18 protein-coding genes are annotated in these 13,790 nt (G+C 34.4%); 14 read left to right on the top strand and 4 right to left on the bottom strand.

All coding sequences use genetic code 11. The features are described from left to right. Nucleotides 1–342, bottom strand: coding sequence for a hypothetical protein (locus CLV62_RS16135; protein WP_110311810.1), 342 nt, complete (start codon nucleotides 340–342; stop codon nucleotides 1–3). Further along, nucleotides 339–1,049 (bottom strand): hypothetical protein, encoded by a 711-nt coding sequence (locus CLV62_RS16130; RefSeq protein WP_110311809.1) that lies wholly within the window; start codon nucleotides 1,047–1,049, stop codon nucleotides 339–341. Before CLV62_RS16130 ends, CLV62_RS16135 begins: the two co-directional genes overlap by 4 nt. Nucleotides 1,050–1,371: 322 nt before the next feature. On the opposite strand from CLV62_RS16130, the gene CLV62_RS16125 reads away from it, so the two are divergent. Both CLV62_RS16125 and CLV62_RS16120 read left to right on the top strand, forming a co-directional pair. Beyond that, on the top strand, nucleotides 1,372–2,070 hold the full coding sequence (locus CLV62_RS16125; protein ID WP_110311808.1) for a hypothetical protein: 699 nt from the start codon (nucleotides 1,372–1,374) through the stop codon (nucleotides 2,068–2,070). A 32-nt stretch (nucleotides 2,071–2,102) separates the two neighbouring features. After that, entirely contained in the window at nucleotides 2,103–2,351 is a 249-nt protein-coding gene (locus tag CLV62_RS16120; RefSeq protein ID WP_110311807.1) for a hypothetical protein, read from the top strand. Between the two features lie 59 nt (nucleotides 2,352–2,410). Here CLV62_RS16120 and CLV62_RS16115 read toward each other — a convergent pair whose 3' ends face one another. Together CLV62_RS16115 and CLV62_RS16110 are read right to left on the bottom strand one after the other, a co-directional pair. Next, nucleotides 2,411–3,022, bottom strand: a complete 612-nt coding sequence (locus tag CLV62_RS16115) for a hypothetical protein (protein ID WP_110311806.1) — start codon at nucleotides 3,020–3,022, stop codon at nucleotides 2,411–2,413. Continuing rightward, nucleotides 3,023–3,448 (bottom strand): hypothetical protein, encoded by a 426-nt coding sequence (locus CLV62_RS16110; protein WP_110311805.1) that lies wholly within the window; start codon nucleotides 3,446–3,448, stop codon nucleotides 3,023–3,025. It abuts the gene before it with no gap. 299 nt (nucleotides 3,449–3,747) lie between these two features. Here CLV62_RS16110 and CLV62_RS16105 point away from each other — a divergent pair, with 299 nt between their 5' ends. The 12 genes from CLV62_RS16105 to CLV62_RS16050 all read left to right on the top strand — a co-directional run. After that, on the top strand, nucleotides 3,748–4,530 hold the full coding sequence (locus CLV62_RS16105; protein ID WP_110311804.1) for a hypothetical protein: 783 nt from the start codon (nucleotides 3,748–3,750) through the stop codon (nucleotides 4,528–4,530). A 48-nt stretch (nucleotides 4,531–4,578) separates the two neighbouring features. After that, nucleotides 4,579–6,345: a DnaJ-like cysteine-rich domain-containing protein gene (locus CLV62_RS16100; RefSeq protein ID WP_110311803.1), complete on the top strand. Its 1,767-nt coding sequence runs from the start codon at nucleotides 4,579–4,581 to the stop codon at nucleotides 6,343–6,345. Beyond that, on the top strand, nucleotides 6,305–7,648 hold the full coding sequence (locus CLV62_RS16095; protein ID WP_110311802.1) for a CdiA C-terminal domain-containing protein: 1,344 nt from the start codon (nucleotides 6,305–6,307) through the stop codon (nucleotides 7,646–7,648). The genes CLV62_RS16100 and CLV62_RS16095 overlap by 41 nt, the downstream gene beginning before the upstream one ends. 149 nt (nucleotides 7,649–7,797) lie before the next feature. Beyond that, entirely contained in the window at nucleotides 7,798–8,421 is a 624-nt protein-coding gene (locus CLV62_RS16090) for a hypothetical protein (RefSeq protein ID WP_110311801.1), read from the top strand. 26 nt (nucleotides 8,422–8,447) lie between these two features. Beyond that, nucleotides 8,448–9,320, top strand: a complete 873-nt coding sequence (locus CLV62_RS16085) for a hypothetical protein (RefSeq protein ID WP_110311800.1) — start codon at nucleotides 8,448–8,450, stop codon at nucleotides 9,318–9,320. 5 nt (nucleotides 9,321–9,325) lie between these two features. Continuing rightward, on the top strand, nucleotides 9,326–10,462 hold the full coding sequence (locus CLV62_RS16080) for a hypothetical protein (protein WP_110311799.1): 1,137 nt from the start codon (nucleotides 9,326–9,328) through the stop codon (nucleotides 10,460–10,462). 111 nt (nucleotides 10,463–10,573) lie between these two features. After that, a complete protein-coding gene (locus tag CLV62_RS16075) occupies nucleotides 10,574–10,993 on the top strand; it encodes a hypothetical protein (protein WP_146212769.1) in 420 nt (139 codons plus the stop codon). After that, nucleotides 10,990–11,547, top strand: coding sequence for a hypothetical protein (locus tag CLV62_RS16070; RefSeq protein WP_110311797.1), 558 nt, complete (start codon nucleotides 10,990–10,992; stop codon nucleotides 11,545–11,547). The genes CLV62_RS16075 and CLV62_RS16070 overlap by 4 nt, the downstream gene beginning before the upstream one ends. Beyond that, nucleotides 11,540–12,103 carry a hypothetical protein gene (locus CLV62_RS16065; protein WP_110311796.1) on the top strand — a complete coding sequence of 188 codons (564 nt, stop codon included), beginning with the start codon at nucleotides 11,540–11,542 and terminating at the stop codon, nucleotides 12,101–12,103. The genes CLV62_RS16070 and CLV62_RS16065 overlap by 8 nt, the downstream gene beginning before the upstream one ends. 14 nt (nucleotides 12,104–12,117) lie before the next feature. Beyond that, nucleotides 12,118–12,729: a hypothetical protein gene (locus CLV62_RS16060; RefSeq protein WP_110311795.1), complete on the top strand. Its 612-nt coding sequence runs from the start codon at nucleotides 12,118–12,120 to the stop codon at nucleotides 12,727–12,729. Between the two features lie 58 nt (nucleotides 12,730–12,787). Further along, complete coding sequence (locus CLV62_RS16055; protein ID WP_110311794.1) at nucleotides 12,788–13,153, top strand: hypothetical protein; 366 nt, start codon at nucleotides 12,788–12,790, stop codon at nucleotides 13,151–13,153. Then, a partial coding sequence (locus tag CLV62_RS16050) for a hypothetical protein (RefSeq protein ID WP_146212768.1) occupies nucleotides 13,153–13,790 on the top strand: 638 nt, incomplete at its 3' end. The genes CLV62_RS16055 and CLV62_RS16050, both read left to right, overlap by 1 nt.

Genomic DNA, 13,790 nt, shown 5'->3' with positions numbered 1-13,790 from the left:
TTATTTACCTCTTTCATAAGTTCGCCCATTAAATATTTGAAGTATTCCATTTTGAATAAAATAATTCGTATACAATGTATCAGGATTATCTTTGAATTTAAGATAGTATTTAATCCTGCCCTTTTCTGTTATTTTATAATTATACATAGGTGCTGCATTTCCCTGCCCCCAGATAAAGTCGGTTCTATTGAATCGTATAAATTCTTTATTTAGCTTATCATCACCTATTCTATACCAATTGTCATATGTGACTAACTCATCATACGGATCATCATCCGCATGACTGCCACAAGAAGATAAAAAAGCTGTAATGAATAGTAGTATAATTGATAATTGTTTCATACCGAATCTTGAGTATAGTTATTATTTATAAATCTTGGTAAAAGTATAGATAATTCATTTAATCCATCTTGTATGAATAAACTATCTTTTGATGGTTCAAACTTAAACAATTTCGGATTCTGGTTTTCTATAGATATTGATACAGCATCTTTATATCTATTATAAGTGATAATACTTTTATATGTGTAGGATTTTACTACATTAAATTGTTTGCCTACAAACAACAATCTTTTATTCGTAAAATATATATTACCGAGATCAACAGCTCTATACAAATTTTTACTATCAAACAATTTGGAGTCACATATAGTGTAATATATTAATTCACCATCTCTTAAATTTATTTTATTTGATTCAGAAGGTTTTAATTCGTAATATTTAATATAATATCTATTACTTATTGCATGGCAATACTGATGAAATAATTCAGAGGCTTTGGAATTCTCTTTTGTAGGTAAGATTTCAATAGCTTCATTATATTCAACTTCTTTGTAAATATCATATAATGGCATTGCTTTACCGGACTCAAATATCTCTCTCACTTTAGTTAATAACTTTAGTTCCTCTGAGGTTCCGTTAACTGTATTTTCTGAAGGTGTACTTACGGACTCTGAGGTTCTCCCCTGTTTTTTTCTTCTATTATTTGCAGATGCACCACATAATATTACAATTATTGCTAGAGCTATTAAATACAAAAATATTTCCATTTTTTTTATGCTTTTCGAGCAATCATTAAGATTATAATACAATCAATATGATTTCTATATTGTTAATAATCAATCAATTATGCGAATGTAATAAAAATATTTATATATTTGTATCAGCCAAATATACAAGTGACAGTAAAACTGTTATACTCCTTTTGGAGTATTTTCTTATTTAAAGACATACCCTAATTTTGTGATACAAAATAAGACGGTTGTCTATCCCAACATTCTCTCAGGAATACTGTTAGTTTGTATGTTTGGCGACAATGGGATATGGCAGCCGTTCTTTTTTTCTGCCTATAATAGCCAAACATACATAATCATGAACAAAAACAATCAAATTACTCTATCCAAGAGTAGCAGCACAAGCGAAATTAAAGCCTATTTTCAAAAGGTTTTGCAACTATCACAACTGGAAGAATCATTCCCTATTAATTTAGATGAGGTATGGATGTTAGTTTATTCTGGAAAGAATGAAGCAGTACGTTCATTAAGAGTAAATTTTATTGAAAATATTGATTATCAAGTTTTCAGCAAAAATGCTGAAAACTCTAAAGGCGGTCGTCCAACTACTTTTTACCTTCTTTCGGTTTCCTGCTTAGAATATTTTATTGCCCGAAAGATCCGCCCGGTGTTTGAGGTATACCGGAAAGTATTCCACAAAGCAGCTAAACAGCCCAAAGCCATTAAACCCCGTTACGAAGATTACGACAAAACTATTCGCAGAGCCTATGAGATGTATCAGGATAGTATTCTCAGGCATTTGAGAGAGAATGAATTCTTTACTGATAATAATGCTGTCATTCTTCACCAATGGGATGAGAACTACAGCTACAAATGGAATATCTGCCAAATGATAACCAGTTACCACGACAATTCGATGAAGACATTTAAGGCTGTTAATAGGATGCTATTGGCGGAACTTGAAAACAGGAGGTTGAATGATCTTTTGAAAAAGCAACACTTGGCATGTAAAAAATATGCACGTGAAATGTTCCTGTTATTCGAAAGAGAAGGTTAACTAATTATTAATTGTATAATACCTAAAATAATATGAAAAAAGAAATAGTAATAGACACAAACAACTTATATGTAAGAACATTGATGAAACTATTTAACGAATTTATGTTAGAAGAAGTGGCTGGATGTGTATTTACAGAGAATAGGTTGAAGAATAAAATAACACAAGCAGCTTTGATTTTTGAAGATGAGAGAAAGCAATTGATAGCTCAAAATAGAGGTAATTTACCCATGTTTAATGCAGTCGAATTCTCAAAGTTCAATGTGGTCTTTAAACAATAATCCTTTTAAATAAAAATATAGGTAGAGCCTCTTAATCGAGGCTTTTTTTTTGTATAGTTTTAAGGATTTATAAAATTACCATCTTTATCTCTTGGTATAAAATATCCCTTTATGCAATTAGGGTTTCTTACACAAATTTGGATGTGATTCTTTTCCTTAAATCCTGCGTCTGGATATAGATCTACGCCTTCCCAAAAGACTCCACGTACAGAATCGAATTGATTATTCTTGGTTTCTATATTTAACAGATGCAAACTTTCGATGACAGCACAATCAAGGAATCTTAATAATAAATCATTTGTACAGGTGAATTTTCCTCCATTTTTAGGTATTACCTTTCCACTCATTGCCATTGTTTTACATAGAAACTCATGTGCTGGAGGTAATAGACTTAGATATTTAGTATCTAATAAATCTAGACAATATCCTAGATCAATAAAAGCTCCAAGTACAGAAGGTTCTTTTATTTCTTCAGGTTTTCTTATCTGTTTTTCTTGTGCAAAATATAAAGCTCTGTCTAAATTGTTTTCCCAGAAGTAAAAACCTCCTCCAAGCCAATCATAGTCATTGTCGCTTTTGTCCATTGGTGTTCTTCCCAGGATAATGTCATCCCTTACGGATTTATCACAACCGTGAAATCCGATTATAATATTACGAGATTTAGAATACATTTATTTTTGTGTAGCTGTGTGGTAACGATATGAAATTTTATCTTCGGATTCTATATAATTTTCGGACAAACTGCCATCCTTATTAATAATACCGATTTTCTCTAATATTGATCTAGCATTTTTCTTGTTAATCATTCCAATGCATTCGATTATATCATTAACTGAAATTTGAGTGTTTTTATTATGGGCTAAATTTTGATTATAGTTGCGTAACTCTTCAGCTTTTAATGAAGTTTTAAGCATCTCATATTCTTGTCTCAGTTTGTCCATTTCTTTCATAACACAGCTCAGATCTATACTATTTGAAGGCACTGAGTTTTGAGCAATACAAACTGGCAAATATTGTAAATACATGCGTTTGGCTTCCAAATCCCTTAAAAGGATAGATTTCTCAGGAATAGAACTTTTTTTATTTTCTTTTATCATTGCTCAGTCTATAAATGTACGTCTATTGTTAATAACATATACATTGATTCATTTGTTCGATCGTGGTAGATAGATAAATTATAAGGTAGTCGATTCTGCATGACCTTTATAAGTGATTGTTTGTGATAATATTATTAATTTGGAATGTAAGTTTTTGCCCATCATTTTTTTGTATACTCTTCAAAATTATGCAATCAAATCAGTCTTGTTCACTGAAAAAGGAAGTATTTTGGTTAAATATTACTAAATAAAAATCTAGCAGAATTTGAATAGTCTAATATGATGTAATAATAATCACAATGATTATATTTGTATACTATTATCTAAAGAATATGCTTACAACGCCCCAATACTCATTTATACAATTCGATAAAGAACTTATTGAATGTAACTGTTCTCCGATTTTGGAAGTATCCGAATTATCAGATATCTCTTTTTATGCATATTTTGAAAGTAATTATCACCAACTTGGTAACACGCTTATACTTAATCTATGTAATATTAGTGGAGATATTATTACGGAGATCACGAGAATTGAGCACGCGACAAATCTATATTTAGCATATTTTAATTTCCCTGACTTCGATATTTCAAAATATCTGGCATGTGGAGATTGTTTTCGTATTATGGAAACAAACAAGGATGGCACTAAATGCTATTCTAACATCTTTTCTTATGACAATGAATCTAAGGGTTTACTTGTAAGTTATTACAGCGAGGTTCGCACTTATTTTCCGTTTTATGACGGATATAGATTATATGTTAGGCTTCCTATCGAAATGGCAAACAAAAATCCCAAAACGGAAACAGAAGAATATATTGATGCCAATGGACATATTCATAATCCCTTTAAACTAAGGAGAGATGTTTACGATTTAAACATTAACTATAGTCCGGTAGACTTTCACAAGAAGATACAAGTCATGTTAATGCATGATGTTGTCATTGATGACATTCAGGTGAATGAAACAGGAGATTATCAAATAGATTATGAAGAGTCGATACATGAAGGTGATTCCACATTATATAAAGCATCTACAAAGGTGTCCGAACAAGAAATATTATTAATGCGAAATTATTAAAGGTCAAATGACAATACAAAAACATAAAACAATGAATATGTATGTTATATGCCTCCAATTATAACTCCCGAATTTGTAAGAAATGCCATAAATTACAGACATCCTAATTATACTGCAACTGTAGAGCTTGCTGAAGCGATAAAGATACACGCAGATGGTTTATTTCCCGATAAACTTATAGCCGAACGAAGACCTTCGGAATCTAAGGCTATTTTCGAATATAGGAAAAAGATATATAAGTCGGTAACTAAAAAGGAAATCGGCAAAGTACTAACCGAACTTCAAAAAATAAGACGATCCCAAGACTGGAATATCTCATATAATGATGATGATATTCCTAAAAAAATATCCGGTGATGAAACATTGGAGAGATATTGTGAAGAGAATTACCCAGGCTTTTCATCTTTGACAAATTGGGCATTTTCAGAGCTCCTAAGAAGATATCTGATAGATGCTAACTCTATCATTGCATTGGTTCTAAAAAATATGCCTGCTCAATCGAATGAGTATATTAAACCTATTGTTGAGGTATTCTCATCGGAGCAGGTTCTTGATTATGTAGAAGGTGGCTATGTAGTACTGAAAAGTGCTGATAAAAATGTCTATCGAGCCGGTAATAACAGGATTTACCAAGGAGATATTATTTATATTATTACCATGGAACAGATACTCAGATACAAGCAAGTCACAGGTAAATATGACTTGGAACTCGATTTGGAATATAACCACAATTTAGGATATCTACCGGCTTTTAAGGCAGGCGGTGAGTACAAATGTAGAGTTAATAATGATACGATATATGAAAGCCGTATTCAGTATATGGTACCTGAACTGGATGAAGCTGCTCGGGAGTATTCCGATCTCCAAGCCGAAATAGTCCAGCACATCCATTCTGAGAAGTATTATTATACAAATACCGATTGTCCCGATTGTAACGGTGCCGGTAAACTGAAAAATAAATCTACATGTAGTAAATGTACCGGATCAGGAAGGATCACTAACGTTTCTCCTTATGGTGTTTTCTTGGTAGATATGGCAAAGGCAGGAGAAGCACAAGCCCCAACCCCTCCTATTGGTTATATCTATAAAGACACAAAAATAGCAGAATTACAGGATCAGAGAGTCGATAAGCATCTGTATAAGGCTTTGGCGTCTATCAATATGGAATTCCTATCTAACGTGTCATTAAATCAATCGGGAGTAGCAAAAGAGGTTGACAGAGATGCTCTTAACACGTTTGTAAGTTCGATAGCAGAAGATATAGTAAGGATTTTGGATAATGCTTATAGATTTATATGTGATGTTAGATATTCAGTTATTATTACTGACAAAGAAGCCAGACAGAATCTATTACCAAGAATTGCAGTTCCAGAGAGATTTGATTTGTTAAACTCCAGTTATTTGATGGGTGAGATTCGTGAGGCAAATACAGCTCAGGTTAATCCTGTTGTCAAAAAGAATATGGAAGTCGAATTCATCAGGAAGAGATACAATGCAGATCCGGATAAAGCCGATGAATTACAATGTATATTCGATATGGATCCTTTCTATGGAAATTCACAAGATGAAAAAATGACAATGCTTTCAAATGGAGGTATTACAGAAGTTGATTACGTTATTAGTTGTAACATCGTTCAGTTGGTAAATATAGCCATCAATGAAAATGATAATTTCTTAAGGAAAACATTTAAAGAGAAAAGAGAAATTATTAAAACCTATGCTCAAGCAATAATAGCTGAGAACACACCCCAAAACACCATTAAAGTAGAGCTAAATGGAGAAGGATCTTCAGAAGGTACTGAAGATAATATCTAATGCTCCGGATAACTTTATAGGGCAATTATCCAAAACCGAACAAGAGGTATATAAAAAAATACTTGGAGTAGTTAAGGATTTAGATGTCGATTCATCCGGTAATATTAGAGCGTCAATTGCCAATCTCAAAAAACTGAATGAGATTAAAACGCAGTTGTTTAAAGCTCTACTGTCCAAAGAGTATCTATCTTCAGTTAAAGAGTATGTAAGACAATTTTCTATTGTCGCAAATCTACAGAATCAATCGTTTGATAGCAAAAAACCAATATCGAAGGTTGTTACAAATACGGCCATTGATAATACACTGGAAACTCTGACCGGAAAAGGATATACTGAAACGGTTGTAAGCAAGATAAGAGATGTTATCCGGACATCGGTTACAACAGGAGGTTCTTACAAAGACCTGACACTCAATCTGGAGAAGCTTATAGTTGGAGATGAAAAGCAGAGTCTTATAAAAAAGCAAGTTCAAACTCCTGTTGTTGACGCTTTGAGTATCTTTTCGGCAGAACACACTAAACTGATAACTGCTGATTTAAACTATGAATGGTTTATTTATGTAGGATCCAATAAAACGACTACCAGGGAATTTTGCGAGCACCTCACTGATAAAAAATATGTTCATACATCGGAAATACCGGATATAGTAAACGGCTTAATCGATGGGCATCAATGTAAGCTAGGTAAAGATGGATTACCTCTTGGGATGTTCGAAGATACCACTGCAAATAATTTCCAGGTAAACAGAGGGGGGTATAATTGCGGACATCAATTATACCCGATATCTAAAGAACAAGTTCCGCTTCAATTGAGAATGAGGTTTGAGGATAATATCGGGAAATATGCTAACAAGAATGAATTCGATAGACTAAAGAAAAATCCGGACTATACAAATGTAGAACACAATGATAATGGAGGTGTAAAAGCTACGCACAAAGATCATTCTTTCCATCCGACAAAAGGACATTATGAGAAAGAGGTCCAAGATATATTATATAAGAATGGAGATGTGATTATTTTAGAGAATGAAAAAGGAGAACCCGGTAAAAAGTTTTCCGATGGATATTTGAACGGGGTTAAAACCGATATTAAAGCTGTTGAAGGATCTGGAAAGAATACGATAAAACGCAAATTTCAAGAAGCTCAATCACAAGAAGCAGAATCGGTAATATTGTATTTTCCTGATAAAGAATTATTCTCTATGGAGCGTATAAGTAAAGGACTTGCCATGTTTAAAGGTCAATCGGATTATCAATTCAAAGAAATAGTATTTATAGTTGATGGGAAAGTTTATAGGTATTAGGCAACGAGAAAGCCGCTATAATACGAGACTATAACGGCTGGCACAATGTGGGAGCATAAGCTTTACCCACTTTGTGATACAAATATATAACTCTTTTTACGAGAAAACAAAATAATGAATGCAAATAATAAATCCTAAAAGATTATATAATGATCATAATGATTATATTTGTGATGAATTTTTATAAACAAATTACAGCTATGGCAAAAAGTAAATACATTAAAGTTACAGACGAAAAAGGTAAATCATCTGTAGTTCTTGGAATAAATGAGGCTTTCTATAGATCTCAGAAGTATAAGATAAGTGAACCTACTAAAGAAGAAATTCAAGAGTATTTCCCATCAGTGAGAGATATAGCTCCGAGTGCCAATTCAATCCCTTCAACACCAGAAAAAGTGAATGTTGATTTACACAAAGAGAAAGAGGATCATCTCACTACAAAAAACGATTTGTTAACCGAGAAGCAAGCTCATGCTGATACAGGCAACAAGCTAAAGTTAGAACAAGAAGGTCACGCATCTACTAAGAATGCTCTTGAAGCATTAAACATTGAGTTTGGGAAAGAGAAGCAAGCTCATGCTGATACAGGCAACAAGCTAAAGTTAGAACAAGAAGGTCACGCATCTACTAAGAATGCTCTTGAAGCATTAAACATTGAGTTTGGGAAAGAGAAGCAAGCTCATGCTGATACAAAGCTAGCTCTGGAAAATTTAAAGGACACTCACAAAGCTGAAATTGAAAAGCTTCAATCAGAGCTTAAGAAGAAAGCTTAATTACTAATAATATAATTCATTAAACTATGAAACTAGGAGATTTTCTCAATAACCAGGCAACTAAATTAGGGTTGCAAAACGATCCGGCACTTATTGCCATTTTGTCTAATTCAGATATTGCGAATAAAGAAATCGATGATTCTTTTGCAAAACCTCTGGATAACGGTTTAATGTCACTTGATAGTGCCAAAAACAACTTTGGTCTTAAAAACCATTTTTCAGCGACAATACTAAATGCTGTAGATGCAAAACTATTAGAAGATTTGGAATTGGATGAGGAAACTCTTGCTTCTGTTCAGTCAGAAAAGAGTTCATACAATAAAATTCAACTGGTAAAAACTGCCTTGAAACAGCAAATTGAAAAGCTGAAAACCAGTGGTGATCCGGACAACAAAACAAAGAAAGCAGAAATTGAAAAGCAAATCAAAGAACTAAATGAACAACTTGCTTCTGCAAAACAGCAAAGCGAACAAACGGTAAAAGATTTGCAATCAAAGCATGATAATGAGATCAAGGATTTTATTATCATGAACCATCTTTCCGGGAAACCTTATGCAAATAAGGATTGGACGATTGAAGATAATACCGCTTTTTCCCGTACCCTCATCGAGAATGCATTGAAAGAAAAAGGAGCTGTTATTGTGAAAGATGGAAACAGCTTGAAGTTAAAACAAGCTAATTCTCCGGATCTTGATTATTATCATGATAACAAGCAGATATCTTTTTCTGATTTTGCAGATCAGGTTCTTGCATCTAAGAAGATGTTAGCCGTAAACAACAGCGGAACACCTCCGAATACACCTGCTTCTCTGGTACAAGTACCATCAGGAGGAGCTAAAGTAAATACCTCCCGATTTGATGAAGCTTATACTGAATCAATAGGCGGTCAAGATAATTAATAATTATGGCAATTAATTTAATCGGAATAGCCGAATCTTACAAGAAGAATCTAAGAATCATTGCAGGGGATAATGATCCTCAAACAAAGATTTCCCCTGTTGGGTTCTTACAAATGTTGCTCGAAAACAACATTAAAACCAGAATTGACGAGGTAAAACGCACCGGAACTGGGCATAACCACGAGGTCAAACTTCGTTACATGAAGAGAGGTACAAAAGCTGATGTTACCGACAGGGATGACTGTCTAACACCTCTTAGTCCTATATGGGGTGAAGCTACCATCAACAGGACTTTCTTCTCTAAAATAGGTATCTCTATAAAAGATAGAGAACTGAGAGATTGGGAAACAGAGGCTAGTAAAGGTCTATCTATTGGCGACCCATCCGCCTCTGTATCTAACGCAATGTATCAGACCATGCTGTCAAAATTGCAGGGCATGTTTCAAAAGATCAATGAAAATCTTCTTTTAACTCAATCCACAAAATGGGGTATAAATGCTAAGACTTCTTCGAGTGCACCTCAATCTGTAACGTTTTCAAACGGTATAACTATCGGAGATGGTGTGATGAAGTTGATTAGAGATTTTCAATTCAATGAAATGATTGGAACGCCTCTGATTGTCGGTAACGGATCTGTTATAGATTACAACATGGCTCAAATGCTTAAAGTATCAACCGATTTGCAAGGCTTTGGACGCAATACAACATGGAGGGCATACGAAGATTTAAATTCGATATCTGCTTGGGGTGATAATCATTTTGGCGTTTTTGCTGAAGGTTCAGTTGGATTTGTCGATTTTCAAAAGTACGCTCCCGGTTTTAGCCACGATACAGGCTCATCCATCAAATTCAGATTACCGTTTCCGGTAATGCTATCCGATGGTAGTGTTATTGCTATGACTTTTGACGCTCAACTCGTAAACAATCCTTGTAATGTATATGACGATGATGACAATCTTCTCGTAGAAGAAGGATGGGGCTTTATATTGAGTAAAAGTTATGGACTATTCACAGCTCCCGATGACATGTACCAAAGCACCGACAGGCTGTCGGGCGTGAATGGATCATTCCATTATATAGGTGCTGCTCAGAACGGAACTATTGTAGCTCCTGCTGATGGTTCTATATGGCCTATCACTTAAAAAGTCATTAATGTGGATTGTTTAATTGGTTACATAGGTTTGTCCAGTAGTATTAAGGTATCAGATTCAGGTCTATACCTTAATACTCTTCCTAACATAAATGTTGCATCAGTGAATAAAATTGCTGATGAAGATCAACAAGACTATGTTCAGGTAATGAGTGACATTGAAAGCAGATCGATAAATCGTTTAAGGACGCAATTCATTATTGAGCTGAATAAATGCTTCAGAGTAAGTAAAAGAGATATAGCAGAATGTCTTATTTGCGAGAATAAGGATCTTCTTGCAGTAGCTCTTCAATATCTGATGGGGGCTGAATTGATGATTGAAAGGATCACATCTTCCCGAATCAACAAATACACCACCATCGATAAGATAACCGCTCAAAGATCGAGAATTGAGTTTGAGGAACAGTTTTATTCTGAGTTGCATGTTGCGGTTATTGGGATCGATATCAAGAACTCTGATTGCTTCGAAGATAATCTTCCAGATCATAATAGATTTATAACTTTTGAAGAAACAACACCATGATTGATATATCTATACCATTTTCAGTAGATGCCATTATACTTAATTTGAATTCAATCGATAAAGATGTCATGTTGAGAGAAATTGCGACCAACGTTATGCCTATGATGCGAATTAGAGTACATGTTAATGGTCAAGATTCCGATGGATCTCCTATTGGTACATACTCTAAAGGCTATATGAAGGTTAGAACCGGTAATTATCCGGAAACGGTTGTAAGCAAAGGGAAGAACAAAGGTCAATTCAGAGAAAGGAAGGAACAAGGTCAAGCTGGAGTCTTCACAAAGGGACGCAATCAAGGACAACCAAGACCAACTTACAATAGATCGACAGATAACAATGTTATTCTATCGCTAACTAGGCAGATGGAGCAGTATATGCAGGTTTTTGAAACCGAAAATGGATATGGTATTGGCTATTCCAACGAGCTCAATTACAATAAGGCAATCTGGAATGAAAAAAGATATAAAAAGGCAATCTGGAGTTTAGCAATTGCAGAATTGGATGTGATGAAAGCTATTTCGGAACGATATATAACAGAGAAACTAAATGATTGAGAATATTATAACAAAAATTAATGCAAACATCGGTAACAGGTCCGGTGAATTGTGTGATGTTGAAGTTCCTATTTTATATGGTTTAGCTTTATCTATTCTTGTTAGATCATTAGATGAAGATGAAGATGAAGATCAGATAGCATATCCTGCAATTGTTGACAATGAAGGAGAATGCAAGTATGTATTTGCTGATGATGATTATTCCTTTGGTGTATATCACAGAATCCTAAATAGAAGTTATTCTCAAACAAAAAAAGGGTACGGAGATACTAATTATGACATCGCTACTGATGAAATGATTCTTATATGCTGGGGGTTTCGTGACCTGTTGAAGATGGACTCACTAACTTTCGAAAGTCAGATAATAGTTCCTTCTTTGCCTAAAGAGGCTCTTCTTGTTCAGTCTAATTTCGATCAATTCAGTGTTTTTAACAATGAGTTCAAGAACGTAGTTTATAATCTTATTCCTGAACTATTCTTGTTTTCAATAAAATATAAAGTCCAATATACATTCAATCGTGAATGTGTGGAAATAAGCGAACAAAATAAATGCTAATAATACAATAGGTTATGACAATAGTATATAAAAAATGTGTAGCTGACGGTGGTATTCCAGAATACATGTGTGATCCTTGTGTGAATGCAGAACATGGAAGAGTTCGAAGCGTGGCTTTTATTGACAAATCTTTAAAGGATTTGCTTGAAGCTGTATCCGGAACTCCAGGTACAAAGAATGTCGAATCCAAAACATGGTGGGAAACTCAAATTCAAGCCGGGTTAATTATAGTCGTACCAACAACCAGAGGTACCTATGATGGAGGTACTCCCAATATGGTTACTGGATTTGGTGATAAAAAAGAAATGAAATCGAGCAAGACTCATGTAACAGTCTTCAATGATCCGAATCACACCGGAAACGATGATTTTTATCAATCATTGGAAGATAATGCAGAAAACTTTCTGCTTGCATGGAGAACTGAGTCTGAACTTCGTGTAGCAAACGAAACTTTATCTACTGTAGATGCTAAAGATGCAGTAGAAGAGGATATTGATTCTTTTGTAGTTTGGTCGGTGACATGTACATGGGATCAACGAGGATCGAAAAAGAATGTACCAATCTATAATTTAGGAGAAGTAAAAGATGTATTCTATTGCATAGATGAAGAAGGTTCAACTCCTTAATAAACGCTAATAACCAAAGAAAGGAGCAAAGGCTCCTTTCTTTTTAATCTTCATTTTTATGAACAAATATCAAGGAGAAGATATCGGTTTTTCGATCAAGGTTTGGACTGATAACACTAAAAGTCAGTTATTAGATCTTGATTCTGTAGCTGAAATAATAGTCTACATCTACACTGATGGATGTAAAAAAGCAATGTTTTCAAAAACTATAAAAGAAGGATATATAAAATTATCTAAAGTCTCAAACACTGAATATTCAGCTATACTTGATTCCTCAATCACCAGCTTATTGGCTCCCGGAGCATTGAAGATTGAAATTAATATTGCAGAAACTGAAGCTTCTATTCCAGATGGAAAATGGAACTTAATACAAAGAGCGACTTTTGGAGTCCTCAAAAAATCTTTGATTAAAATTGAAAGCTAATGGCAACTTTAATTAATGCTGTAATTGAAATAACTATAGGTGGAACTGTCATAATTTATGGTGAAGGATCAACGCCTGTAATCACTCAGCAAATTACGCAGCAAACTACAACTACGCCTGCAAATAAAGCTGTTTCTGATGCTTTAGCTAAAAAAGCCGATATTATCAGAGCGGCTGATAGCTACAAAGTAGCTTATTCACCTGATGGAACAATACCTTCGGTCGATCTAACTCCGTATGCAAAAACGACAACAGCAGAAGGAACAGTCGTAAGAACAGTAGATGGCAAAATTCCCATTGTCGATATTTCGGGAAAAGTAGATAAAACGGTTATCTACAATGTTTCCCAAGCCAGCGGAAATTATGCCTATGCAGACAAAACAACTGCTCGCAATGCCGTTACAACAACTTTAAGAGCGTTAGGGCAAATCATAATATATTCATACGGCTCTAATGGATTTGTTTTGATTCCATTCACTAATATTGGTAACTATGTCATTAATGCAGCCACAGGAGTACAGGCAGCAAGTCCAAATCATATTGCCCATTCGGCTGCAATACCCACAGGAACAAAACAGATAGAACTTCAAGTGTTCACCTCGAGCGCAAACGGCGGAGCATTTTTTAACGCATCGAA

Origin of the sequence: Indolivaga alginatilytica (assembly GCF_003201355.1) — a bacterium.
Taxonomy (GTDB): Bacteria; Bacteroidota; Bacteroidia; order Bacteroidales; family Dysgonomonadaceae; genus Dysgonomonas_A; species Dysgonomonas_A alginatilytica.
The sequence above is the reverse complement of the archived record's forward strand: the minus strand, read 5'-3'. Positions and strand labels throughout refer to the sequence as shown.

Bases quoted from the DNA above. Each gene is read 5' to 3' on its own strand.
- CLV62_RS16105 (WP_110311804.1), top strand. From the start codon at position 3,748: ATGATTATATTTGTATACTATTATCTAAAGAATATGCTTACAACGCCC.
- CLV62_RS16085 (WP_110311800.1), top strand. From the start codon at position 8,448: ATGAAACTAGGAGATTTTCTCAATAACCAGGCAACTAAATTAGGGTTG.
- CLV62_RS16125 (WP_110311808.1), top strand. From the start codon at position 1,372: ATGAACAAAAACAATCAAATTACTCTATCCAAGAGTAGCAGCACAAGC.
- CLV62_RS16120 (WP_110311807.1), top strand. From the start codon at position 2,103: ATGAAAAAAGAAATAGTAATAGACACAAACAACTTATATGTAAGAACA.
- CLV62_RS16135 (WP_110311810.1), bottom strand. From the start codon at position 342: ATGAAACAATTATCAATTATACTACTATTCATTACAGCTTTTTTATCT.
- CLV62_RS16130 (WP_110311809.1), bottom strand. From the start codon at position 1,049: ATGGAAATATTTTTGTATTTAATAGCTCTAGCAATAATTGTAATATTA.
- CLV62_RS16115 (WP_110311806.1), bottom strand. From the start codon at position 3,022: ATGTATTCTAAATCTCGTAATATTATAATCGGATTTCACGGTTGTGAT.
- CLV62_RS16060 (WP_110311795.1), top strand. From the start codon at position 12,118: ATGACAATAGTATATAAAAAATGTGTAGCTGACGGTGGTATTCCAGAA.
- CLV62_RS16055 (WP_110311794.1), top strand. From the start codon at position 12,788: ATGAACAAATATCAAGGAGAAGATATCGGTTTTTCGATCAAGGTTTGG.
- CLV62_RS16080 (WP_110311799.1), top strand. From the start codon at position 9,326: ATGGCAATTAATTTAATCGGAATAGCCGAATCTTACAAGAAGAATCTA.
- CLV62_RS16090 (WP_110311801.1), top strand. From the start codon at position 7,798: ATGATCATAATGATTATATTTGTGATGAATTTTTATAAACAAATTACA.
- CLV62_RS16070 (WP_110311797.1), top strand. From the start codon at position 10,990: ATGATTGATATATCTATACCATTTTCAGTAGATGCCATTATACTTAAT.
- CLV62_RS16110 (WP_110311805.1), bottom strand. From the start codon at position 3,448: ATGATAAAAGAAAATAAAAAAAGTTCTATTCCTGAGAAATCTATCCTT.
- CLV62_RS16065 (WP_110311796.1), top strand. From the start codon at position 11,540: ATGATTGAGAATATTATAACAAAAATTAATGCAAACATCGGTAACAGG.
- CLV62_RS16095 (WP_110311802.1), top strand. From the start codon at position 6,305: ATGGAGAAGGATCTTCAGAAGGTACTGAAGATAATATCTAATGCTCCG.
- CLV62_RS16100 (WP_110311803.1), top strand. From the start codon at position 4,579: ATGCCTCCAATTATAACTCCCGAATTTGTAAGAAATGCCATAAATTAC.